This is a genomic window from Candidatus Accumulibacter phosphatis (genome assembly GCF_000024165.1).
Lineage (GTDB): Bacteria > Pseudomonadota > Gammaproteobacteria > Burkholderiales > Rhodocyclaceae > Accumulibacter > Accumulibacter phosphatis.
In genome coordinates, this window is the sequence record NC_013194.1 from 771,003 (window position 1) to 792,982 (window position 21,980).

General features: G+C 61.7%; 18 protein-coding genes and 1 pseudogene. 16 read left to right on the forward strand and 3 right to left on the reverse strand.

From position 1 onward, the window contains the following. Positions 1 to 116 precede the first annotated feature (116 nt). The 3 genes from CAP2UW1_RS24315 (at position 117) to CAP2UW1_RS24320 (ending at position 2,442) form a co-directional block, all read left to right on the forward strand. Positions 117 to 938: an Lcl domain-containing protein gene (locus CAP2UW1_RS24315; RefSeq protein ID WP_363319291.1), complete on the forward strand. Its 822-nt coding sequence runs from the start codon at positions 117 to 119 to the stop codon at positions 936 to 938. A 422-nt stretch (positions 939 to 1,360) separates the two neighbouring features. Continuing rightward, the gene (locus tag CAP2UW1_RS03260) at positions 1,361 to 1,942 is read left to right on the forward strand and encodes a hypothetical protein (RefSeq protein WP_015765246.1); all 582 of its coding nucleotides are present in this window, start codon (positions 1,361 to 1,363) and stop codon (positions 1,940 to 1,942) included. A gap of 89 nt (positions 1,943 to 2,031) precedes the next feature. Next, positions 2,032 to 2,442 carry a GFA family protein gene (locus CAP2UW1_RS24320; RefSeq protein WP_015765247.1) on the forward strand — a complete coding sequence of 137 codons (411 nt, stop codon included), beginning with the start codon at positions 2,032 to 2,034 and terminating at the stop codon, positions 2,440 to 2,442. A 669-nt stretch (positions 2,443 to 3,111) separates the two neighbouring features. On the opposite strand, the pseudogene CAP2UW1_RS03265 reads toward CAP2UW1_RS24320, so the two are convergent. Continuing rightward, positions 3,112 to 4,094 (reverse strand): annotated as a pseudogene (locus tag CAP2UW1_RS03265) (IS91 family transposase); the annotation flags it as partial. A gap of 289 nt (positions 4,095 to 4,383) precedes the next feature. On the opposite strand from CAP2UW1_RS03265, the gene CAP2UW1_RS03270 reads away from it, so the two are divergent. The 8 genes from CAP2UW1_RS03270 (at position 4,384) to CAP2UW1_RS03305 (ending at position 13,071) form a co-directional block, all read left to right on the forward strand. Then, positions 4,384 to 4,935 (forward strand): DUF2889 domain-containing protein, encoded by a 552-nt coding sequence (locus CAP2UW1_RS03270; RefSeq protein ID WP_015765249.1) that lies wholly within the window; start codon positions 4,384 to 4,386, stop codon positions 4,933 to 4,935. Between the two features lie 57 nt (positions 4,936 to 4,992). After that, positions 4,993 to 6,153, forward strand: coding sequence for an ADP-forming succinate--CoA ligase subunit beta (sucC, locus tag CAP2UW1_RS03275; RefSeq protein ID WP_015765250.1), 1,161 nt, complete (start codon positions 4,993 to 4,995; stop codon positions 6,151 to 6,153). A 9-nt stretch (positions 6,154 to 6,162) separates the two neighbouring features. Then, a complete protein-coding gene (gene sucD, locus CAP2UW1_RS03280; protein ID WP_015765251.1) occupies positions 6,163 to 7,056 on the forward strand; it encodes a succinate--CoA ligase subunit alpha in 894 nt (297 codons plus the stop codon). 184 nt (positions 7,057 to 7,240) lie between these two features. Continuing rightward, positions 7,241 to 8,200, forward strand: a complete 960-nt coding sequence (locus tag CAP2UW1_RS03285; RefSeq protein ID WP_015765252.1) for an ornithine cyclodeaminase family protein — start codon at positions 7,241 to 7,243, stop codon at positions 8,198 to 8,200. Between the two features lie 100 nt (positions 8,201 to 8,300). Beyond that, entirely contained in the window at positions 8,301 to 9,131 is an 831-nt protein-coding gene (locus tag CAP2UW1_RS03290; RefSeq protein WP_015765253.1) for a Stp1/IreP family PP2C-type Ser/Thr phosphatase, read from the forward strand. A gap of 13 nt (positions 9,132 to 9,144) precedes the next feature. Continuing rightward, positions 9,145 to 9,825 carry an FHA domain-containing protein gene (locus CAP2UW1_RS03295; protein ID WP_015765254.1) on the forward strand — a complete coding sequence of 227 codons (681 nt, stop codon included), beginning with the start codon at positions 9,145 to 9,147 and terminating at the stop codon, positions 9,823 to 9,825. 94 nt (positions 9,826 to 9,919) lie between these two features. Next, positions 9,920 to 10,687: a 3',5'-cyclic-nucleotide phosphodiesterase gene (locus tag CAP2UW1_RS03300; protein ID WP_015765255.1), complete on the forward strand. Its 768-nt coding sequence runs from the start codon at positions 9,920 to 9,922 to the stop codon at positions 10,685 to 10,687. Positions 10,688 to 10,701: 14 nt separating this feature from the next. Beyond that, complete coding sequence (locus tag CAP2UW1_RS03305) at positions 10,702 to 13,071, forward strand: GspE/PulE family protein (RefSeq protein ID WP_015765256.1); 2,370 nt, start codon at positions 10,702 to 10,704, stop codon at positions 13,069 to 13,071. Between the two features lie 59 nt (positions 13,072 to 13,130). Here the strand turns inward: CAP2UW1_RS03305 and icd are convergent, their stop codons facing one another. Beyond that, positions 13,131 to 14,360: an NADP-dependent isocitrate dehydrogenase gene (gene icd, locus CAP2UW1_RS03310; protein ID WP_015765257.1), complete on the reverse strand. Its 1,230-nt coding sequence runs from the start codon at positions 14,358 to 14,360 to the stop codon at positions 13,131 to 13,133. 358 nt (positions 14,361 to 14,718) lie between these two features. Here icd and aceK point away from each other — a divergent pair, with 358 nt between their 5' ends. Beyond that, complete coding sequence (gene aceK, locus CAP2UW1_RS03315; RefSeq protein WP_015765258.1) at positions 14,719 to 16,491, forward strand: bifunctional isocitrate dehydrogenase kinase/phosphatase; 1,773 nt, start codon at positions 14,719 to 14,721, stop codon at positions 16,489 to 16,491. A gap of 50 nt (positions 16,492 to 16,541) precedes the next feature. Next, complete coding sequence (locus tag CAP2UW1_RS03320; protein ID WP_291910840.1) at positions 16,542 to 17,414, forward strand: SdiA-regulated domain-containing protein; 873 nt, start codon at positions 16,542 to 16,544, stop codon at positions 17,412 to 17,414. A gap of 45 nt (positions 17,415 to 17,459) precedes the next feature. On the opposite strand, the gene hyi is transcribed toward CAP2UW1_RS03320, so the two are convergent. After that, positions 17,460 to 18,266 (reverse strand): hydroxypyruvate isomerase, encoded by an 807-nt coding sequence (gene hyi / locus CAP2UW1_RS03325; protein WP_015765260.1) that lies wholly within the window; start codon positions 18,264 to 18,266, stop codon positions 17,460 to 17,462. A gap of 49 nt (positions 18,267 to 18,315) precedes the next feature. Here hyi and CAP2UW1_RS03330 point away from each other — a divergent pair, with 49 nt between their 5' ends. The 3 genes from CAP2UW1_RS03330 (at position 18,316) to CAP2UW1_RS03340 (ending at position 21,978) form a co-directional block, all read left to right on the forward strand. Then, complete coding sequence (locus CAP2UW1_RS03330) at positions 18,316 to 18,876, forward strand: cob(I)yrinic acid a,c-diamide adenosyltransferase (RefSeq protein ID WP_015765261.1); 561 nt, start codon at positions 18,316 to 18,318, stop codon at positions 18,874 to 18,876. A gap of 42 nt (positions 18,877 to 18,918) precedes the next feature. Beyond that, entirely contained in the window at positions 18,919 to 19,476 is a 558-nt protein-coding gene (locus CAP2UW1_RS03335) for a hypothetical protein (protein WP_015765262.1), read from the forward strand. A gap of 552 nt (positions 19,477 to 20,028) precedes the next feature. Further along, positions 20,029 to 21,978, forward strand: a complete 1,950-nt coding sequence (locus CAP2UW1_RS03340; RefSeq protein ID WP_015765263.1) for a DNA topoisomerase IV subunit B — start codon at positions 20,029 to 20,031, stop codon at positions 21,976 to 21,978. The last annotated feature ends 2 nt before the right edge of the window (positions 21,979 to 21,980 follow it).

The window sequence follows — 21,980 nt, forward strand, 5'->3', positions numbered from 1 at the left end:
AGGGCGAGCCTCGGAGCGCTATGTTAGCGGTTGTTGTTCTTGAAGATATTGGGACGAATCGTGCAGTCGAGGTCCTCAGTGAAGTACTCCATTGGCCGGACAATAGAACCGCCGAGATGCTCCGACTGTACGAGCGCGCTGCTGAAGCGCTTGTTTCTATTGACAGCGAGGCTGCATGGGTAGCCATAAGGGCAGCTGCTTCTGGTCCCGCAAAGGATTATGCAAACGCTATTGCGCAACATCCCAGAGCGCGGCTTAAGCCTAACGCGGACGGCACTAGCAGCGACGAGCGGTCTAGCCGCATATGGCAAGAGGACGACGATGGCCGCATGCGGAGCCTAGACGAGGCTCGATCATTTTGTTCCTCGCTGGCGTTAGGTGGGAAGCACGACTGGCGCTTACCCACCGCAAAAGAGCTGAAAACCTTAACGGGAACCCCTAATCTGCGGGAAGGTGCATATTGGGCCGAAGAATTGAGTGGCGATCCCTTCCATCGGCATTCCTTCCGGGACTTTGCTGGCGAGTGCTCGGGAGGAAGGCCAGATGATGATATTGCTAGAGTTCGGGCCGTTCGGGAAGACAATCCGTCGTGTCAGCGGAATTTGCAGCATCCCATGACCAGTCCTCCTCGCGCCCCCTCGACTCGCCAACCCCCGCCCGCCACTGATCCTCTCTCGGGGGGAATTCCGGTGGGCAAGCGTCCTTTCGCTTTCTGCAACGGATGCGATTGTGTTCTCCAACCACCAGAGGGACTCATCGCGCTCGGCCACGACACGTCGACGTGTTTCTTATTCTGTGAAACGTGCTTCGAAAACGCCAAACATGTTTTGGCAAGGGACGATAAGGTCTTTTTGCGCTCCCTAGCGAAGGAATGGTGGACTAATGGCTCTGTTCGATACGGTCGCTGGTCGTCAAGGGACAGACCACGGTATGGCTAGCTCAATGGCTCAAGGTGCCACTCCGGGGACAGGTCCGGTTCCGGTGGAACAGCAGTCGCCCAAACAATGGAATTTTCGATCACCTCACCGGCCGCTCCTGGCCGGTAGCCGACCGACGTCATGCTACACCCACTGACTGCTTCCCGACGCGTAGCGGTCGGCCAGGCGAGGAAATTGACATCCCCAGCGGCATGACTGCTTACGGTTGATCCGCCCGGTCGGCTTTGGAGAAGAATCTTCACCGTCTGGTTCTATGGCCGACTGCCGACCGACGGCAGGTAAGCAACAAAACAAAACATGGGGTCAAGATCAAAGGGGCCAGGGTCGGATTAAGTGCAAATCAATAGCCCAACTCTGCGCTCCAAGCGACGCTGCGCGATAAAGCCGCGTAGCGCGCCTGAGCTTTCACGTTAGAGGCTTCAATGGAACTCTGGCAAGCAATCCTCTTGGCATTTGGCGGCAATGCGGCGCTAATAGCTATCTTGGCAGTGCTAGCGAAATCACTGCTCGACAAACTAATCGTCCGCGACACCAAAGTCTTTGAATCCGAGCTGAAGTCAAAGACTGACGCCGAGATCGAGCGTTTGAAGAACGAAATGGCTCGAAACGTGGAAAGTTACAAAGTTCAGTTGAAGAAGTCGGAAATATTTTTTCAGCGCGAGTTGGAAGCAGCCTCCGCGTTTTCCACACTCTTTCACTCCATCCTTCCGGGCTATAACAACCCGCTCATGGACTGGTATGAGGCGTGTGACGAAATTGCTCACGACTTTGGAAGAATCGAAACGCGACTTTCCGACTTTATGTCAAAACATGGTGCGGTTCTCACCGACGACGAGCGAGCACTGTTAGTCGATGCAACCTCTGATGCTGGCTACGGAAAGTTCGATGTTATAGACGGAGATGTCGACTCCAATGCCAACCAAAAAGCTGACGAGCTTTACCAGAAGTTAAAGAACCTCGAAGCAAAACTCATTGAGAGAGTCCGTGCGCAAGCCAGCCTCTAACATGGCGGTCGAGAGGGGCGGCCTGCAAGCTGCGCTTGCAGGCCGTCCCTCTCCTCTACATTAGGCTGTTGTAGAAAGAAGCTTGCTGAATGACTTTATTTCGTGGTGGCTGTCTATGTGGGGCCGTGCGGTACGAAACGATTTCTGATCCTTTGAACCAGAGGATATGCCACTGTAGGGCTTGTCAAAAAGTTATCGGCGCTGCCTTCAACGCTCGCGTGCTCATGCGCATCGAACATGTTGCTATCTCTGGCCCAATCAGCACATTTCACTCTTCAGAAACTCTTGAGCGCGGTTTTTGTTCGCATTGCGGTTCAAGCATTTTCTCGCGGCGTGTAGCTGCAGGAGTCATCGGCTTAACAGCCGGTAGTCTCGACGAACCGTCACTATTCAAACCTGACATGCATTTTTGGATATCTTCAAAGCAACCGTGGCTAATAATTGCAGATAACCTGCCTCAATACCCAGAAGGCCCGCCATCTTTGGGCTATAAGCCATGAGTATTTACTCTAGTTGGCCTAACATTGCATTCGAAGCGACCTACGCAAAAAGCCGCGCAGGCGCCTCAACTTTACGTTATGCGTCTTAGTAACTCTCCTCGCGCATTAGCCGCGCTTTCGTTCCTCTGGCCTTCAATCATCTCGATAGGCGTGCTGGTTATACTCGGCAATCAGCTGGGGTCAGTTAGCGCGTTGTTTTCGCTCGAACCTCCAGCTGACACCATCGTGCGTTTTACATGCATTGCTCTGCTTATTGCTCTTGTGTGTGGAGGCCTGCTGCTTTCACCCGTGATGCTGCCCCGGTTCGCCCGTTGGTCCATGTTGTTTGTGTGTGTCGGGATCACACTTGGGTGCCTAGGCTTCGCACAACTTCTGTCACTCGGCTGGGTGTTTCCGTGTTGGTACTTGTTTAGGTTTGCTCATGAAACATACGCATAACGAGTAAGGATAGATCGTGCGAAGCCACGATCTGATCCGTTTGTTGGACGAGCCCGGGCCGGAGAGCGGGGCGCCCCCCCTGCAAACATCTTTTCTGGAATGACCCCATAGGCATGAACGCCGGTGGGGCGGGAGCGGGAAGTTTCGGCGCGCCGGCGCATGCGCGGCGCCGATCTCCCGAAAGCCGCCGTTTTCGCGTCCCGGCCACCGCTTTCCGGGCGGCCGCATCGCTCAGCTTGGGGAAACTGAAGTCCCGCGTGCGGCCGGGCAGCGCTGAGGGCTCGGCTTACATGATGAGAGGGCGACTCCAATGACCGGCAAGACAGCGACCACTACGGACGACGTCGGTCGAATCCGCGTCCTGACGATCGCCATCACGGCGCCACAGCATGGGCAGAGCATCGCTGGCCGCACCTTGCGCGGTAGCTTGAAGCGGTTCGGATCGAACTTCAGCAAGAGATGCAGCAAGCCGATCAGGCGCTTGCAATTGGCGTGCAGGAAGCCGAAGTTGCGTGCGCGGCGAAAGCCCTTGGGTAGCACGTGCTGGAGAATCAACCAGAGGAAATCGACTCCGGAAAGCGTGCGCCTTTCCGACCTGCCGGTTTGGGCGTTGCGATAGCGGAAGCTCACCTGGCCATCCTCGCAGGCGACGATATCCTGTTCCCGGATGACGCCGCGGTAGAGGTAACGACCGAGGGTGATCAAGGCCTTCTCACCGCTGCCAACCGATTGGCAATGCGCCACCCATTGCCGCGAATCCGACGCCGGGAGGCCGATCCCGGCCGCCTCGATCGCCGCCAGCATCTTCGCCCGAAAGACCTTGGCCATCGCCTTCTCGTTGAACAGGTAGGTGCCGTTCTTGCCGCGCCGCTTGCATCGCCAGCGCGGCGTCGCCGCATCGACCGCCGCCGCGGGGACGACGAGATGGACATGCGGGTGGAAGTCGAGCCGACGTGAGTGCGTGTGCAGGACAGCGATCGCCCCCGGCGTCCCCTGCAACTGCCGGTCGTTCTGGCTGAAGCGCAGCACCGTTTCCCAGGCGCAGCGCATCAGCGAATCGAAGACGACGTCGGCGTGCGCCGCGGCGAGTCCGCGCAATTCGGCCGGCAGCGTGAAGGTCAGCAAAAAGTAGTCGGCCGGAACCAGACGCTGCACCTGACGCTCCAGCCATGGCTGTCGTGGTGCTGGCAGTGCGGGCAAAGGCGATGGCCGCAGATTAGACGTCACCATGGGCTCCGCATCTCTCGGCCAGGCGTTCCTCGACCGAGCGGAAATTCCAGGCGCCAGGTTCTGGCATAACGACGCCGTTCGACTTGTCGCAGCTTCGCACGCTGGCGAAGGCGGCTGGCTCGTGACGTCGGCGGCGTCCTCGGGATGGCCGGCGCGGAGGTCGGCGAGCGCCATAATTATGAATTTCGCACCGAGTGGCGAGGCGTTTTGGTGTAGAATTTCTTGCCAGCTGCGAAGCCGTGACAGGCCCCGCAAGTCCCCTCAGGATCCCCGATGCCGCTGCCCCCTCCCACTGCCGAACGCACCCGCATGCACGTCCGCAGCGTGCATCTGCACGGTTACAAGCGTAGCGACGGCTGCTGGGACATCGAGGCTCGTTTGACCGATGTTAAGGATCACGACTATCCGCTCTCCTCGGGTCTGCGGAGGCCGGGTGAGGCGGTTCACGACATGTGGATGCGGGTGACCATCGATCACGGGATGACCATCCTCGACGCGGTGGCTTGCACCGATGCCATGCCCTACGTCGACTATTGCGATCGAATCACCCCGGATTACGCGCAACTGGTCGGTCTCAATCTCTTCCATGGCTTCCGGACGGCAGTCAAGACCCTGTTCCGCAGCACGCGCGGCTGCTCGCATCTCAGCGAACTGGCGATGTTCCTGCCGACCGCGGCACTGCAGACCTTCGCCAGTGAGGTGCTCGACAACGACGATAGCGGCCACAAGCCCTATCAGCTCGATCGTTGCCATGCGCTGGAATCGCATTCGGACGCAGTACGGCGCTATTACCCGCGCTGGTACCGTGGCCAGAAGCCCAGGTAGGACCTCCTGCCTGTGGTTCGTTACGTTTTGCAACCTTAACTCAAGCAAGGAAAGCGCATGAAAATTCACGAATATCAGGGCAAGGAACTCCTGAAGAAATTCGGCGTCGTGGTTCCGCGCGGGGTGTTCTGTCCGTCCGTCGATGATGCGGTCAAGGCAGCCGAAACCCTGGGAGGCAAGGTCTGGGTGGTCAAGGCCCAGATTCACGCGGGTGGTCGCGGCAAGGGCGGTGGCGTCAAGGTGGCCAAGTCGTTGGACGAAGTTCGCCAGTTTGCCGGGCAGATCCTGGGCATGCAACTCGTGACGCACCAGACCGGACCGGCAGGCCAGAAGGTGCGGCGGCTGCTCGTCGAAGAAGGGGCAGACATCCGCAAGGAGTATTACGTTGCCGCGCTGACCGATCGCACGACGCAGAAGGTGGTGATGATGGCGTCTTCCGAAGGTGGCATGGACATCGAGAAGGTTGCCCACGACACTCCGGAAAAGATCCTCAAGGTGTTCATCGATCCGGTCGACGGGATAAGCGACGCGCAGGCGGCCGAACTGGCCAACGGCATTGGCGTGCCGGCGGAGTCCGTCGGCCAGGCGGTGGCAGCGCTCAAGGGGCTCTACCAGTGCTACATGGAAACCGACGCCTCCCTGGCCGAGATCAACCCGCTGATCCTCGAGGGTAACGGCAACATCAAGGCCATCGACGCCAAGTTCAACTTCGACTCCAACTCGCTTTATCGGCAGCCGGAGATCGTCGCTTACCGCGATCTCGACGAGGAGGACCCCGACGAACTCGAAGCGTCCAAGTTCGACCTCTCGTACATTTCGCTCGACGGCAACATCGGCTGCCTGGTGAACGGCGCCGGTCTGGCGATGGCAACGATGGACACGATCAAGCTGTTCGGTGCCGAGCCGGCCAACTTCCTCGATGTCGGCGGTGGCGCGACCACCGAGAAGGTCACCGAAGCCTTCCAGATCATGCTCAGGAATCCCAAGGTCAAGGGCATTCTGGTGAACATCTTCGGCGGCATCATGCGCTGCGACACGATCGCCACCGGTGTCGTTGCCGCCGCTCGGGAAACGCACCTCTCCGTGCCGCTGGTGGTCCGCATGAAGGGGACCAACGAAGATATCGGCAAGAAGATCCTCAGCGATTCCGGCCTGCCGATCATCACTGCGGATTCAATGGCCGAAGCCGCCACCAAGATCGTTGCTGCGGTCAGTTAAGGAGCCACCATGTCGATTCTGATTAACAAAGACACCAAGATCATCACCCAGGGGATCACCGGCAAGACCGGCCAGTTCCACACCGAGAAGTGCCAGGAGTACGCCAACGGCAAGAACTGCTTCGTCGCCGGGGTGAATCCCAAGAAAGCCGGCGAGAGTATTTTCGGCATTCCGATCTTTGGCTCGGTCAAGGACGCTGCTGCCCAGACCGGTGCCACGGTCTCGGTCATCTACGTGCCGCCGCCAGGCGCCGCTGCGGCGATCTGGGAAGCGGTCGAAGCCGACCTCGATCTGGTCGTCTGCATCACCGAAGGCATCCCCGTGCGCGACATGCTCGTCGTGCGCAACAAGATGCTGCGCAAGGAAGCGGCTGGCGGCAAGAAGACCCTGCTGCTCGGTCCGAACTGCCCCGGCCTGATCACGCCGGACGAAGTCAAGATCGGTATCATGCCGGGTCACATTCACCGCAAGGGTCGCATCGGGGTGGTCTCGCGTTCCGGTACGCTGACCTACGAAGCGGTCGGTCAGTTGACCGAAATCGGTCTCGGCCAGTCGTCGGCCGTGGGTACCGGTGGCGATCCGATCAACGGTCTCAAGCACATCGATATCATGCGTCTGTTCAACGACGACCCGGATACCGACGCGGTGATCATGATCGGTGAAATCGGTGGTCCGGATGAAGCGGATGCGGCCGTATGGTGCAAGGCCAACATGAAGAAGCCGATCGTCGGCTTCATTGCCGGCGTCACCGCTCCGGCTGGCAAGCGCATGGGCCACGCCGGTGCGCTGATCTCCGGTGGCGCGGACACCGCTGATGCCAAACTCGCGATCATGGAGGAGTGCGGCTTTACGGTGACGCGCGACCCGTCGGAAATGGGCAAGCTGATCAAGGCGCTGATCTAGGTCCGGATTGAGCTGGCTTCTCGTCTCGGCAAGAAGGGCAGACCGCGGTCTGCCTTTTTTGTTTGCCCCCGGCGCGTGTCATTTCATTTGCCGGTAAAATCGTTGACCAGGCGTTGCGCGGCGTCGCTCACGGTTGGCCCCGAGCGGCCCGCGGCGCTTGTTCGATACCGCCGACGAGGAAGAAATGGCCCTGTTCCTGAGTGAAAAAGACGTTGAAGAGCTGCTGACCATGCCGCTGGTTATCGAAGCGGTCGAGGCAGCACACCGCGAGCTTTCGTCGGGGCAGGCCTGCGACATACCCCGCCAACGCACGCGCTTGCCGCAGACGACGCTGCATGTCCTGCAGGGGGCCTTGCCGGGTCTTGACGCCATCGGCTACAAGGCCTACACCAGTAACCGCTCGGGCGTACGTTTCCTCGTTTACCTCTATTCGGCGTCGACCGGCAGGCTGCGCGCCGTCGTCGAAGCCGATCGTCTCGGCATGATGCGCACAGGTGCGGCATCGGCCGTTGCGACGCGCTGGCTGGCCAGACCCGACGCGCAAGTGGCGGGAGTCTTCGGTGCCGGCTGGCAGGCCGAAGGGCACATCGAAGCGATAGCAGCCGTGTGTCCACTACGGCGGGTGAAGGTGTATGCGCGGCGCAGCGAGCGGCTGCTCGCCTTCTGTGCGCGGCTGTCGGAGCGCCTTGGCATCGAGGTCGCCGCTGCCGCTTCACCCGAGGACGCCGTGCGCGGCAGCGACATCGTCAGCACCGTCACGACCTCGGCGACGCCGCTCTTCGACGCCGACTGGCTGTCTCCCGGCACACACATCAATGCCGCAGGTTCCAATTCACTGATTCGCCGCGAACTGGGTGAAGACGTCCTCAAGCGCTGTTCGCCGATCGTCGTCGACAGCATCGAGACGGCACTGCGTGAGGCGGGTGACCTGCTGCCCTGGCTGGAGAAGGGACGCCTACAGGCACGGCAGTTGCTCGAACTGGGAGACGTGATCTGTGGTCGCCAGACCGGGCGGTCGGCGAGCGCCGAGATCACGCTGTTCGAGTCGCAGGGTATGGCCATACAGGATCTGGCGGTCGCGGTCCGCCTTGAAGCACTTGCGCGTGAGCGCGGAGTCGGCAGCGAATTGCCTTTCGGCGGCTAGTGTGGGCACAATCCCGTTGGTCGGCCGTCGGTGACCGGCTGACCCGTACGCAATGCGACGGAAGCCGGCTCGGTCTGCTGATCAGTTATGTGGAGACGACGTGGCAAACAGTCTTTTGGGCGCGCTCGATATCGTCGCCTGTTCTGACCCGGGGCTGGTGCGGAGTCAGAACGAGGATTCGGTCATGGCCGACGCCGGTCAGGGACTGGTGATCCTCGCCGATGGCATGGGCGGCTACAACGCCGGTGAGGTGGCGAGCAAGATGGCGACGACGCTCCTGTCCGCGGGGCTGGTGGCGGCGTTGAAGACGACCTCGGCACACGAGGAGGACCAGCGGACCGGGCAGCCATTCGCTGTGCGTTGTTTGGTCGAGCAGATCGCGGTCGTCAACTCGGCGATCTACCAGGCGTCGGAGAGTCAGTCGCAACTCGGCGGCATGGGCACGACGCTCGTCGCAGCCATTTTCTGCGACAACCGGATGATCGTCGCCCATGTTGGCGACTCTCGCCTCTATCGTCTGCGTGCCGGCGAGTTCGTGGCGTTGACGCGCGATCACTCGCTGCTGCAGGAGCAGATCGACAGCGGCTTGATCTCCGCTGAAGACGCGCGTTACGCGGCCAACCGCAACCTGGTGACGCGTGCCGTCGGCGTGGACCCCGAAGTCGAGGCGGAGATTCACGTCCATCCGGTGCAGCCTGGCGACGTCTATCTGCTCTGCTCCGACGGTCTCCATGACATGGTCGACGGGGCGGACATGCAGCGCGCCCTGGAGATGTTCGGCACCGACCTTGAGAGGGCGGCAAGGTATCTGATCCAGATGGCCAACGACCATGGTGGGGATGACAATATTTCGGTTATCGTGGTCAGAGTCGTGCGCAAATTCCCTGCGGCCAGCGGGAGTTGGGCGAAACTCTGGTCATGGCTCAGATAAGGACGGGAAGGCGATGGCAAAGCTGATACTCAGCATGGATGGCCTGGTACTCAAGGAGATCCCGCTGCTCACGGATCGCATGAGCATCGGTCGCAAGGCGAACAACGACATCCAGATCGACAACATGGCGATCAGTGGCGAGCATGCGGCCGTGGTGACGATTCTCAACGACTCCTTCCTCGAGGACCTGAACAGCACCAACGGCACGCTGGTCAACGGCCAGGCGGTCAAGAAGCATTTCCTGAAGGACGGCGACGTCATCGAAATGGGCAAGTACAAGATGAAGTATCTTGCCGCTTCGGAAACACCGGGGGAAACGACGGAGTACGCCAAGAACATGCTCGTCGAGTCGATACCCGTTCCTGAGGTCGTCAAGGCCAGTGATCCGATCGGACCCAGCCTGGGTCACAGCGCCGCTTCGGCGGTACCATCCATCGCGGCCATCCAGCTGCTCAGCGGCTCCAACGCCGGTCGCGAGCTGCAACTGACCAAGACCTTGACGACACTGGGCAAGCCAGGCGTGCAGGTGGCGGTGATCGCGAGGCGACCACAGGGGTACTTTCTGACGCATGTCGAGGGAGCCAGCTTCCCGGTACTCAATGGCAAGGTTCTTGACGCCCAGGCACATCGCCTTGAGGACCATGACGTGATCGAGCTTGCGGGCGTGAAGATGGAATTTTTTCTGAAGACCTGATGATCCGTCACGTGGACCGGCGACCGCCTCGTCAGCAGGATCGTGTTTCGCGTATCACCGCGGAGCCGGCGGAGCGTCCGGTGGGGCGGGGATCATGAAAGTCAGGGTTCTCGGCTGCAGCGGAGGAATCGGTGGGAGCCATCGGCGGACCACTTCGATGCTGGTCGACGACGACCTGCTCATCGATGCCGGGACGGGTGTCGCCGATCTCTCGCTGGCCGAACTGGCGGTCATCGATCATGTCTTCCTGACCCACTCGCATCTCGACCATATCGCTTCCTTGCCCTTGTTGGTCGATTCGGTCAGCGATTTGCGCGACAAGCCCCTGACGGTCTATGCGACGGCGGAGACGCTTGCGATCATCGGCAAGCACATCTTCAACTGGGTGATCTGGCCGGATTTCCGCGTCATCCCGAGTCCGGAGGAGGCGGTCATGCGCTACCGGTCGATTGCTCTCGGCCAGTCCGTTCGCCTGGGCGGACGAACGATCACGGCACTGCCCGCCGAACATACCGTTCCGGCGGTGGGTTATCAGCTCGACTCGGGGTCCGGTAGCCTCGTATTTACGGGCGATACGACGATCAACGATGCTTTCTGGCCAGTGGTCAACAGCATTGCCAACCTTCGCTTCCTGCTGATCGAAACAGCATTCCCGAATCATGAACGGCGCCTGGCCGAAGTCTCCAAGCACCTGTGTCCGAGCATGCTGGCCACGGAGCTGACCAAGCTGACGATCGCCGCCGAGGTTTACGTCAGTCACCTGAAGCCGGGCCAGAGTGAGCTGACGATGGCGGAAATCGAGAGTTGTGCGGGTTCCTTCAAGCCACGCATGCTGCAGCACAATCAGGTCTTCGAGTTCTGAGCGCCGACGAGCAAATGGCAACCGATTGGCCGATCGACACCAACCTCGGCGACATGAGTCGACGCCTGGGGTTCTTCAAGAACCTGCAGCGCGTTACCAACAAGATCCATGCCACCAGTGACGCCGACGAAATCATTCTCGAGATGTCGGAGGACATTTGCGAGTTGTTTCACTGTGATCGGCTGACCATCTATCTGGTCAGTGACGACCGGCAGAGCATTGTCTCGAAGGTCAAGACCGGGCTCGCGTCGCGCCAGGACATCCGGCTGCCGATCAGCGAGCAGAGCATAGCCGGCTATGTCGCGGCGACAGGCAAGACCGTCAACATCCGCGACGTCTACGACCATCGCGAACTGGCGGGGCACAGTGCCAGTCTGCGTTTCCTGAAAGAGATCGATGAGCGGACCGGCTATCGCTCGAAGCAGATGCTGGTTGCGCCGATCCTCAATGCTCAGAGCAACGAAATGCTGGGCGTCGTGCAACTCATCAACAACCGCTCGGATGCACCGTTTCCGGCAGTAGCCGAGGAGGGCGTCCAGGCGCTGGCGCAGACGCTGGCGGTCGCGTTTGCGCAGCGCCAGAAGACGCCGGCGGCGGTGCGCAGGACCCGCTACGATGCGCTGGTCGCCGAGGCGATCATTTCGGCAGCCGAGTTCGAACTCGCCCAGCGCTCGGCACGCCGCAAGAGCGCGGATATCGAAGACGTCCTGTGCACCGAGTTTCAGGTGCCGTTGCCGGCCATCGGTGCCGCGCTGTCGACCTTCTTTTCCGTGCCTTATGAGCCGTTCCTGCCGGATCGAATCAAGCCGCTCGATCTGCTGAAGAACCTGAAGCGTGATTACGTCGAAGCGAATCTGTGGCTACCGGTCGAGGAGACGCCCGATGGGGTGGTCGTGGTGGCGATCGACCCGGAACGGGTCAGGAGTTCGCGAACCGTCAACAACGTTTTTCCGAAGAGTCGAATCGCTTATCGCGTCACCACGCGCCGTGAATTCGCGCTCACGGTCGACAGGTTTTTCGGTGCCCTGTCGAACATGGATTCGGTCGGCGACCTGTTGTCTGGTCTTGACGACGACGAGTCGGGCGACGCCGCCGGCAGCCATGCCGAGGTGCTCAGTGCGGCAGCCGACAACGAACTCGTGCGGCTGGTCAACAAGATCATCGTCGACGCCTGCCAGCAAGGCGCCTCGGACATTCACATCGAGCCGCGGCCGGGTAAGGGCAAGACCCTGATTCGTTTCCGCCGCGATGGCTCCCTGTCTCCCTATGTCGAAGTACCTGCCTCCTACCGCAATGCCTTGATCGCCCGCCTCAAGATAATGTCCGATCTCGACATCTCGGAGAAGCGCCGGCCGCAGGACGGCAAGATGCAATTCAAGAAGTGGGGGCCGCTGGACGTCGAACTGCGCGTCGCGACGCTGCCGACGGCCGGGGGCATGGAGGACGTCGTCCTGCGCATTCTCGCCGCTGGCGAGCCGATCCCGCTCGATCGCCTCGGCGTTACGCCGCACAATCTCGAGCGACTGCAGGCCCTGATCGCGAAACCCTACGGGCTTTTCTTCGTCTGTGGTCCGACCGGCTCGGGCAAGACGACCACGCTGCACTCGATCCTGAGCTACATCAACCGGCCGGAAACGAAGATCTGGACCGCCGAGGATCCTGTCGAGATTACGCAGAAGGGCTTGCGACAGGTGCAGGTCAACAAGAAGGCCGGACTCGATTTCGCCACCGTGATGCGTGCTTTCCTGCGTGCGGATCCCGATGTGATCATGGTCGGCGAGATGCGTGACAAGGAAACCGTGTCGATCGGCATCGAAGCCTCGCTGACCGGCCACCTGGTGTTCGCAACGCTGCACACGAACAGCGCACCCGAGTCGGTCAACCGCCTGCTCGACATGGGCATGGACCCCTTCAACTTCGCCGACGCGCTGCTTGGCATTCTGGCCCAGCGTCTTGCCAAGCGCTTGTGCAGCGCGTGCAAGGAGGCGTACCAGCCGACACCGGAAGAGATCAGCCAACTGCTTTCCGAGTACTGCGCTGAATTTCGGGGCACGGCGCGATGGCAGCAGGACCCGCAGGCCGCTGCCGAGCGGGTGCGTCAGGAATGGCTGGAGCGCCATGCAAGCGCAGGCCGGTTTACGCTCTACCGGGCCAGGGGATGTGCTGCCTGTGCTGGCAGCGGGTACAAGGGGCGCGTCGGCCTGCACGAGCTATTGACCGGAACGGATCTTCTCAAGAAGCAAATCCAGGAGCACGCGCGTGTTGCCGAGTTGCTTGCCACCGCGCTGAACGAAGGTATGCACACGCTCAAGATGGACGGCATCGAGAAGGTGCTCTCGGGGATCACCGACCTGAAGCAGGTGCGCATCGTCTGCATCAAGTAAGCGCAATGACAAAGCCCCCTTGCGGGGGCCTTGTCGGTCGGGCGGTGCAGGGCGATTGCCTACATCCGTTCGATCATCGCATCGCCAAACTCCGAGCACGATACCTCGCGGGCACCCTCCATCAGGCGCGCGAAGTCGTAGGTCACGACCTTGTCGCCGATCGCCGCTTCCATCGCCTTGACGATCAGGTCGGCCGCTTCGATCCAGCCGAGATGCCGCAGCATCATTTCGGCCGAGAGGATCAGCGAACCCGGGTTGACCTTATCCAGGCCGGCGTACTTCGGTGCCGTGCCATGCGTCGCTTCGAAGCAGGCGTACTGATCGGAGATGTTGGCACCCGGGGCGATGCCGATACCGCCGACCTGCGCGGCCAGTGCGTCGGAAATGTAATCGCCGTTCAGGTTGGTGGTACAGATCACGTCGTATTCCGCCGGGCGCAGCAGGATCTGCTGCAGGAAGGCGTCGGCGATCGAGTCCTTGATGACGATGCCGTTGGGCAGCTTGAGCCATGGCCCGCCGTCGATCTCGACGCCACCGAATTCGTTCTTGGCCAGCGCGTAGGACCAGTCACGGAAGGCGCCTTCGGTGAACTTCATGATGTTGCCCTTGTGCACGATCGTCACCGAGCGGCGCTTGTTGGCGATGGCGTACTTGATGGCGGCGCGTACCAGGCGCTCGGTCCCCTCCTTGGAGATCGGCTTGATGCCGATACCGGAGCTTGCCGGGAAGCGGATCTTGGTGACGCCCATCTCTTCCTGCAGGAACTTGATGACCTTGTTGCAGCCATCGGAACCGGCCAGCCATTCGATGCCGGCGTAGATGTCCTCGGTGTTCTCGCGGAAGATGACCATGTTCGTCTTCGACGGATCCTTGAGCGGCGACGGAACGCCACGGAAGTACTGGATCGGGCGAACGCACTGGTACAGATCGAGTTCCTGGCGCAGCGCCACGTTCAGGGAACGGATGCCGCCACCGACCGGTGTGGTCATCGGACCCTTGATCGACACCGAGTACTCCTTGAGCGTGTCGAGCGTCTCGGCCGACAGCCACACGTCGGAGCCATACATCTGCGTTGATTTCTCGCCGGCGTACACTTCCATCCAGTGAATCTTCTTGCTGCCGCCGTAGGCCTTGGCGACCGCGGCGTCAACGACCTTGATCATCACCGGCGTGATGTCGATGCCGATGCCGTCGCCTTCGATGTACGGGATGATGGGGTTGTCCGGGATTGCCTGCCCGGGGATGATTTTCTGCCCGCCTTGCGGGACCTTGATCAGACTTTCGCTCATGCCAACTCCTAATTGTGTGGTTGTCGCCGATGCAGGGGCCAGCGCCGGTGCCTTGTAGCTCCATGCGCCGGCTCGGGATCCGTTGATCGGACGATGCTGCGTACCTGGGCACGAAGGATCCTCGTCTGAAGCCAAACTCTCCTGCGGCACCGCCCGCGATTATGTCGTAAATTCAGGCGATCTGCAGCAATTCTCGCGCTTGTGTCGGTGCATGCCGACTCGTCCGGCGCCGCGATGCTGTCGGCAATCGGCCGCTTGACGGACTCACCGGCAGGCTTCGCAGGCGGCGACGACGAGTGATGTGGCGCCGTTGTGCGGATGCTACAATCCTATCAATCCGACCCCTCGACCGCATCCAATGGACATATCGACCACTCAGAACGTGCTCGCCCAACGCATTGTCGAGGCGATGATCGATGGCTTCAACCGGCACTATCGCCTGATTCGCCGCTATGGACAGCAAGCCAAGGAGCTTTTCGAGGCTGGCGACTGGCGGGGCGTTCATGATGCCGTTCGCGAGCGCATCCGTTCCTATGACGACCGCGTGCGCGAGACGGCCGAGTTGCTGTCGGCAAATTTCGGTGCCGCTTCGATCGACGATGCGACCTGGCAGCAAGTCAAACTGTTCTACATCGGCCAGTTGATCAACCACAAGCAGCCGGAACTCGCCGAGACCTTCTTCAACTCGGTCTGCTCCAAGATCCTGCACCGCACCTATTTTCACAACGACTACATCTTTGCCCGTCCGGCGGTGTCCACCGAGTACATCCAGTCGTACCCGCCGACTTACCGGAGCTACTATCCGGCGCAGCACGGTCTGCGCCAGGCGATCCGGCAGGTCATCGTCGACTTCGACTGGCAGCGTCCTTTCGAAGACCTCGATCGCGATGTCGACTACATCATGCGCGCCGCACACCAGCGCCTCGGCGACTGGCCCGCGGCGGAAGCCAACGCCCAGATCCAGGTTCTGCACTCGGCCTTCTACCGCAACAAGGGTGCCTACCTTTTCGGTAAGGCGATCAACGGTCATCAGGAGTTTGCCTTCGCCATCCCGGTTCTGCACTCGCCGGAAGGCAAGCTGGTCGTCGACACGATCCTCCTCGACAACGGGCTGATCAGCGTTCTGTTCTCGCTGTCGCGCGCCTATTTCATGGTCGATATGGAGGTGCCGTCGGCTTACGTGCAGTTTCTGCGCAGCATCATGCCGAACAAGCCGACCTCCGAGCTGTACACCATGTTGGGCCTTGGCAAGCAGGGCAAGACCATGTTCTTCCGTGACCTGAAACAGCACCTGCGTCATTCCGAGGATCAGTTCATCATTGCGCCAGGGATAGCCGGCCTGGTCATGCTGGTGTTCACGCTGCCTTCCTATCCCTATGTCTTCAAACTGATCAAGGACGTTTTTGGCGCCTCGAAAGAGATGGATCGCGCCACGGTCAAACGCAAGTACCTGCTCGTGAAACAGGTCGACCGGGTCGGCCGCATGGCTGATACGCTCGAGTTCTCACAGGTCGCACTGCCCAGGAAGCGCTTCTCGGGCGAACTGCTCGAGGCGCTGAACACGCTCGCGCCGTCGCTGATCGAGGAGGAGGGCGACGATCTAGTGATCAAGCACCTCTATATCGAACGCCGCCTGACGCCGCTCAACCTCTATCTCGACACGGCAACGCCGGCGGAGATCGACCACGCCGTCCTCGAGTACGGCAATGCCATCAAGGAACTGGCCTGTGCCAACATCTTCCCGGGCGACATGCTGTGGAAGAACTTCGGCGTCACACGCTACAACCGCGTCGTCTTCTACGACTACGACGAGATCGAGCTGATGACCGACACCAACTTCCGCGTCATTCCGGAGCCGCCGTATCCGGAGATGGAGATGGCCAGCGAGCCCTGGTACTCGGTAGGCCGGCACGACGTCTTCCCGGAAGAGTTTGCCAGCTTCCTGCTCGGCTCGCCGAAAGTGCGCTCGGCCTTCCTCAAGTACCACCGGGCGCTGCTCAGCGTCAAGTTTTGGCAGGGCGCGCAGGAGAAGATCCGTGCCGGCCACGTCGAGGATTTCTTTCCCTATCCTGAAGATCTCCGTTTCTGTAACACCTTTGCCGCGGCTTCCCTCGACGCTGCCCCCGGGTGAGCGACCGTCGCTCCGTTCTGAGCCGGTTACGGAGGCCTCGCTTCTGGGGCTTGGCTGGCCTCGTCCTGCTGGGTCTTGCTGCTGGCGCCGTCCATTGGCTACGTCTGGACGCGCGCGCGCTGCTCTGGCTGGAGGAGTCGCGCAGCCCGGCCGAAGAGCGCGCCGCCAGCCTGTGGTTGCCGGAACACAAGGCTGTGCTGCAGATCGCCGTGCCTGGCTTCGAGAATGAAGAGTTTTCCGATCTGGCTTACAGCCCGGCAACCGGCACCCTGTTTACGGTCAGCGGCAAGCAACCCCTGTTGATCGAGTTGTCGCTTGCGGGCAAGGTCTTGCGCAGCATTCCGGTGATCGGTGCGGCCGATCTAGAGGGTGTGGCGGTGCTGGAAGGGGGCTGCATGGCGATCACCTCCGAACGCCAGCACAGGCTGTCGATCTTTCGCCTCGACGCGGCTACCCGGGAAATAGGTGCGGAGCAGGTGGTTCAACAGGTCGACCTCGGCCACGCGGAGGATCCGAACAAGGGCTTCGAAGGATTGGCCTGGGACAAGCGCCACCAGCGGCTGCTCCTGGGCAAGGAAAAGTATCCGGTGATGCTCTATGGCCTGCCGGCCGATGGCTGTCGGGTGACCGGTGAGCTGCAGGAACTCGCTGGGCTGGGTGGCCACATGACCGATCTGGCCGCGCTCACCGTCGATCCGCACAGCGGCCACATCCTGGCGTTGTCGCAGGAGTCGCATCTGTTGGTGGAACTCGACAAAGGCTATCGACCGCGCAATTTCATCGCCCTGTTGCGCGGCCTCCACGGCCTTGAGCACACCATCCCGCAGGCCGAAGGGGTGGCTATCGACGACGCCGGCACGCTGTACATGGTCAGCGAGCACAACCTGTTCTACGTTTTCCGCAAGGACAGCGCGGGCCGCTGAGCAGCCCCGGAATTCTGCGCGGTTTCCCGTGCGCGTCCCCCGCTTCTACCTGCCGAGCCACTCCTTCGCCCACGACAGGCCGCTCTCGGTCCCCGCTCCCGACAGCAGGGGCTGGTATTCACATCCGAGCCAGCCGTTGTAGCCCAGCCGCTCGAGCAGGGCGAAAAGAAACGGGTAGTTGATTTCACCGGTCCCCGGCTCGTGGCGTCCCGGATTGTCGGCAAGCTGGAAGTGGGCGATGCGGCCGATGTTGGCCTGTATCGTTCTCGCCAGGTCGCCTTGCATGATCTGTGCGTGGTAGATGTCGTATTGCAGCCAGAGGTTCGGTTCAGCCATCTCGGCCAGCAGCGCCAGCGCCTTCGCCGGCGTGTCCAGCCAGAATCCGGGGATGTCCACCCGGCTGTTGATCGGTTCGATCAACAGCCGGATGCCGTACGTTGCCAGGCGCTTGGCGGCGTGTTCGAGGTTGGCCTTGAACGTCGCGCGGATCGCCGCTTCCGGTACGCCGGCGGGTGCCATGCCGGCCAGGCAGTTGAGCTGAGTGCAACCGAGGCGGCGGGCGTGCTCGATTCCGTGCTCTACACCGTCCCGGAACTCGGCCTCGCGTCCGGGCAGGCAGGCGATGCCGCGCTCGCCAGCGTCCCAGTCGCCTGCCGGCAGGTTGTGCAAGACCTGTAGCAGGCGGTGTTCGCGCAGCAGGCGGGCGAGTTCGTCGGCGTCGTAGCCATAGGGAAACATGTACTCGACGCCAGCGAATCCGGCGCGCGCAGCGCGGCCGAAGCGGTCGACGAACGGCACGTCGGTGAAGAGAAAGCTGAGGTTGGCGCAGAGCTTCATAGATCGGCCGGGCATGCATCCTCCTTCGGCTATAATTACCCTTATTGTGATCAGGAAGGCCGGCATGGGCAATCGTCTCTCGAAAATCGTCACCCGCACCGGCGATGCCGGTACCACCGGCCTTGGTGACGGCACGCGGGTGGGCAAGGACAGCCTGCGCGTCGAAACCATGGGTCAGGTCGATGAACTCAACTCGACGCTTGGCCTCCTGTTGACCGAGGAGATCCCGGACGACATCCGACAGGCACTGATCGGCATTCAGCATGACCTGTTCGATCTGGGGGGCGAGCTGTGCATTCCCGGAATGAACATGATCAGTGAAAAACAGGTCCTTCGGCTCGAGGATCTGGTTGAGGAATTCAACGCCGACCTGGCGCCGCTCAAGGATTTCATCCTGCCTGGCGGTACGCGCGCGGCGGCGCTGGCTCATCTGGCGCGCACGGTCTGCCGTCGCGCCGAGCGCCAGATCGTACATCTGGCGAGCACGGAAGCGGTTTCCGAGTTTGCTCGCAAGTACCTGAATCGTCTCTCGGATCTGATGTTTGTTCTGGGCCGTGCGCTGAACCGCGCCGGTGGGCGCGGCGACGTACTGTGGGTGCAGGGGAAGAATCGCGGTCCCGAGTGACTGCGACCAGCGCCCAATCACCGTTTTTGATGGAGTATCGCCATGGCGATCAGCATTACGGTCATTACCACTGCCAGCCGCTCCCGGCGCTTTCTGCAAACCGATCCCGCCAATGTCGAGCAGATGCTCGAGAGTCTCAAGCGCAGCGGCCAGATCTTCTCGGGCAAACCCCTGATCATCGGTTCGGCGGGTCAGACCGAGATCTTCTCGCCGCAGGCGATCGCCTGTGTGGAAATCGAGGCCAGTCGTGACCTGAGCGTTCTCGTGCCGAGTTCCCTGAACCTGACGCTGACGGCACTGACGCCGGAGGAACTCGCGCAGCCGTTCGCCGGCGGCATCGAGGGCGAGCACGTGAAGGCGCGCATCGAGTTCTTCTTCAAGGGTGGTCATGTTCTGCGCACCAGCGCGGAAGGAACCCGCAAGGCGGCTCTCGCCGAGCGGCTGATGAACCTGACAAGCCTCTTCGAACGTCCGGCGATCAGTTACCGCTTGCCGCAGGGCGGCATCGGGCTGATGAATCCGCATGCCATGACCCGCTTTGTGATCACTCCCGGCGTTGCGGACCTGCCGCGTGACGCCTGGCTGGCGGATCTGGTCTGAAGAGAAGCACGTTGCCGGGGGTAGGACGATCACTGCACAGGTGACGAAAGCAATCGAGCCGCTTCCTGCACGAAACCTGGGCTGATTCTCCCGCCGTTGCTCTGATTGATTCTGGCTCGCCACCGGGGCGGGCTGCTCGACGTGGCTCGGCTCTCGCGCAAGCTGCGGAAGCCTGTTCCGGCGGAGAATCGGATCTGCTGGCGGCCGACGTGGAAGTCGTGAGCCTCGTCACCGCCGGCGCGCTGGTCGCCGGCGCCAATGGCGTTTCCGGTTTGCCTATCTCACAGCATCCGTGACACGGCGCCGCAGCTAGCGATCGGCGCCAATCGGGCAGGGTTCGGTAGTAAACTCCGCACCTCGATGCATCCTTGGGCCCGCCTCTGCTCCGGCTCTCTGCGCGTTTGGGCGCGTCCAGGCACCGTGCCGGACCGATGGGCCAGACAGATACCGGGCACGGAGTCCGCCGTCCAGGAGTGTGGGGCGACCCTTAACCATCGTCGTTGACGGCCAGGGCCGACGCGGCTCAGGCAGTCGGTTGGAGATATCAGTTCAATGAGTTACACCGCAGAATCGATCGCTGTCCTCAAGGGACTGGAGCCCGTGCGCCATCGTCCCGGCATGTACACGCGTACCGATTGTCCCCTGCACATCATCCAGGAAGCGATCGACAACGCGGCCGATGAAGCACTCGGCGGCTACTGCAAGCGGATCAGCGTGACGCTGCATCGTGATCATTCGGTGACGGTTCAGGATGACGGCCGCGGCATTCCGGTGGAGATGCATCCACTCGAAAAAGTGCCGACGCTCGAAGTGGTGTTCACCCGCCTGCACGCCGGCGGCAAGTTCAACAAGGATGATGGCGCTTCGGCGTACCGCTTCTCGGGCGGTCTGCACGGCGTCGGCGTTTCGGTGACCAACGCGCTGTCGACGCGCCTCGAGGTCGAGGTCGTTCGCGACGGCGCGCGCCATCGGATGGCTTTTGCCGGCGGCGAGGTCGTCGAGCCGCTGCAGCGGGTCGGCGATGCGCCCAAAAAAACGACCGGTACGCGGCTGCGCGCCTGGCCGGACCCGGCCTTCTTCGATACGCCGGCGATCCCGCTGGCGCAGCTCGAGCGCCTGTTGCGCAGCAAGGCGCTGTTGCTGCCAGGCCTGCACGTTTCGCTGAGTGTCGAGGATGGCGCGACGAGCGAATGGTGCTTTGCCAACGGCATGCTGCAGTATCTTGCCGAACAGATCGACGGCGAGGCGGTGGCACCGGTCTTCAGCAGCGAGAAGTACGCCGCGAAGGGCGACGAGAATTTTCCGGCCGGCTCCGGCGCCGCCTGGGCGATCTGCTGGACGGCCGAGGGCGGTCTGGCACGCGAATCCTACGTCAACCTGATCCCGACGACCGCCGGTGGCACGCACGAAGCCGGCCTGCGTCAGGCGGCTCTCGATGCCATCCGGAGCTTTGCCGAGCACCATGCGCTGCTGCCCAAGGGAGTCAAGCTGGCGGCCGAGGATGTCTTTTCGCGCGCCAGCTTCGTCCTCGCCGTGCGCATGCTCGATCCCTCGTTTCAGGGTCAGACCAAGGAGCGCCTGAATTCGCGTGACGCCGTGGCGCTCGTCGCGCGCATGCTGCGCGATCCGCTGGAGTTGTGGCTCAACGAGCATCCGGAAGCGGCCAAGCGGATCACCGATCTGGCGATCCGTGCCGCGCAGGCGCGCACGCGTGCCGGTCAGAAGGTCGAGAAGCGCAAGCAGTCGGGCGTCGCCATCCTGCCAGGCAAGCTCTCGGATTGCCAGAGCGAGGACGTGAACCGCAACGAGATCTTTCTCGTCGAGGGCGATTCCGCCGGCGGTTCGGCAAAATCGGGGCGCGACAAGGAACTGCAGGCGATTCTGCCGCTGCGCGGCAAGGTCTTGAACACCTGGGAGGTCGAGGCCGGCAGCCTGTTCGCCAACCGCGAAGTGCACGATATCGCCGTGGCGCTCGGCATCGATCCGCACCCGCCGAGCGCGCCGGATGCGGTGCTGACCAATCTGCGCTATGGCAAGGTGGTGATCATGACCGATGCCGACGTCGATGGCTCGCATATCCGCGTCCTGCTGTGCACGCTCTTCTACCGCCATTTTCCGAAGTTGATCGCGCGCGGCCATCTCTACTTCGCCCAGCCGCCGCTCTATCGTCTCGACGTGCCGGGCCAGGGCAAGAATCGTCCGCCACGCAAGATTTATGCGCTCGACAGCGCCGAGCGCGACGCGTCGATCGATCGTCTGCGCCTCGAGGGCGTCAAGCCCGAAGCCATTTCGATCTCGCGCTTCAAGGGACTGGGTGAAATGAACCCCGAACAATTGTGGGAGACGACCATGTCGCCCGATACGCGCCGGCTGATGCGCATCCGCATGCCGGGTACCGAAGCGGCCAAGCCGGTGATGAACATGTTGATGGCCAAGGGTGAATCTGCCGGCCGGCGGGCGTGGATGGAAGAAAATGGCGCCATGATCGGCGCGGAGGTCTGACG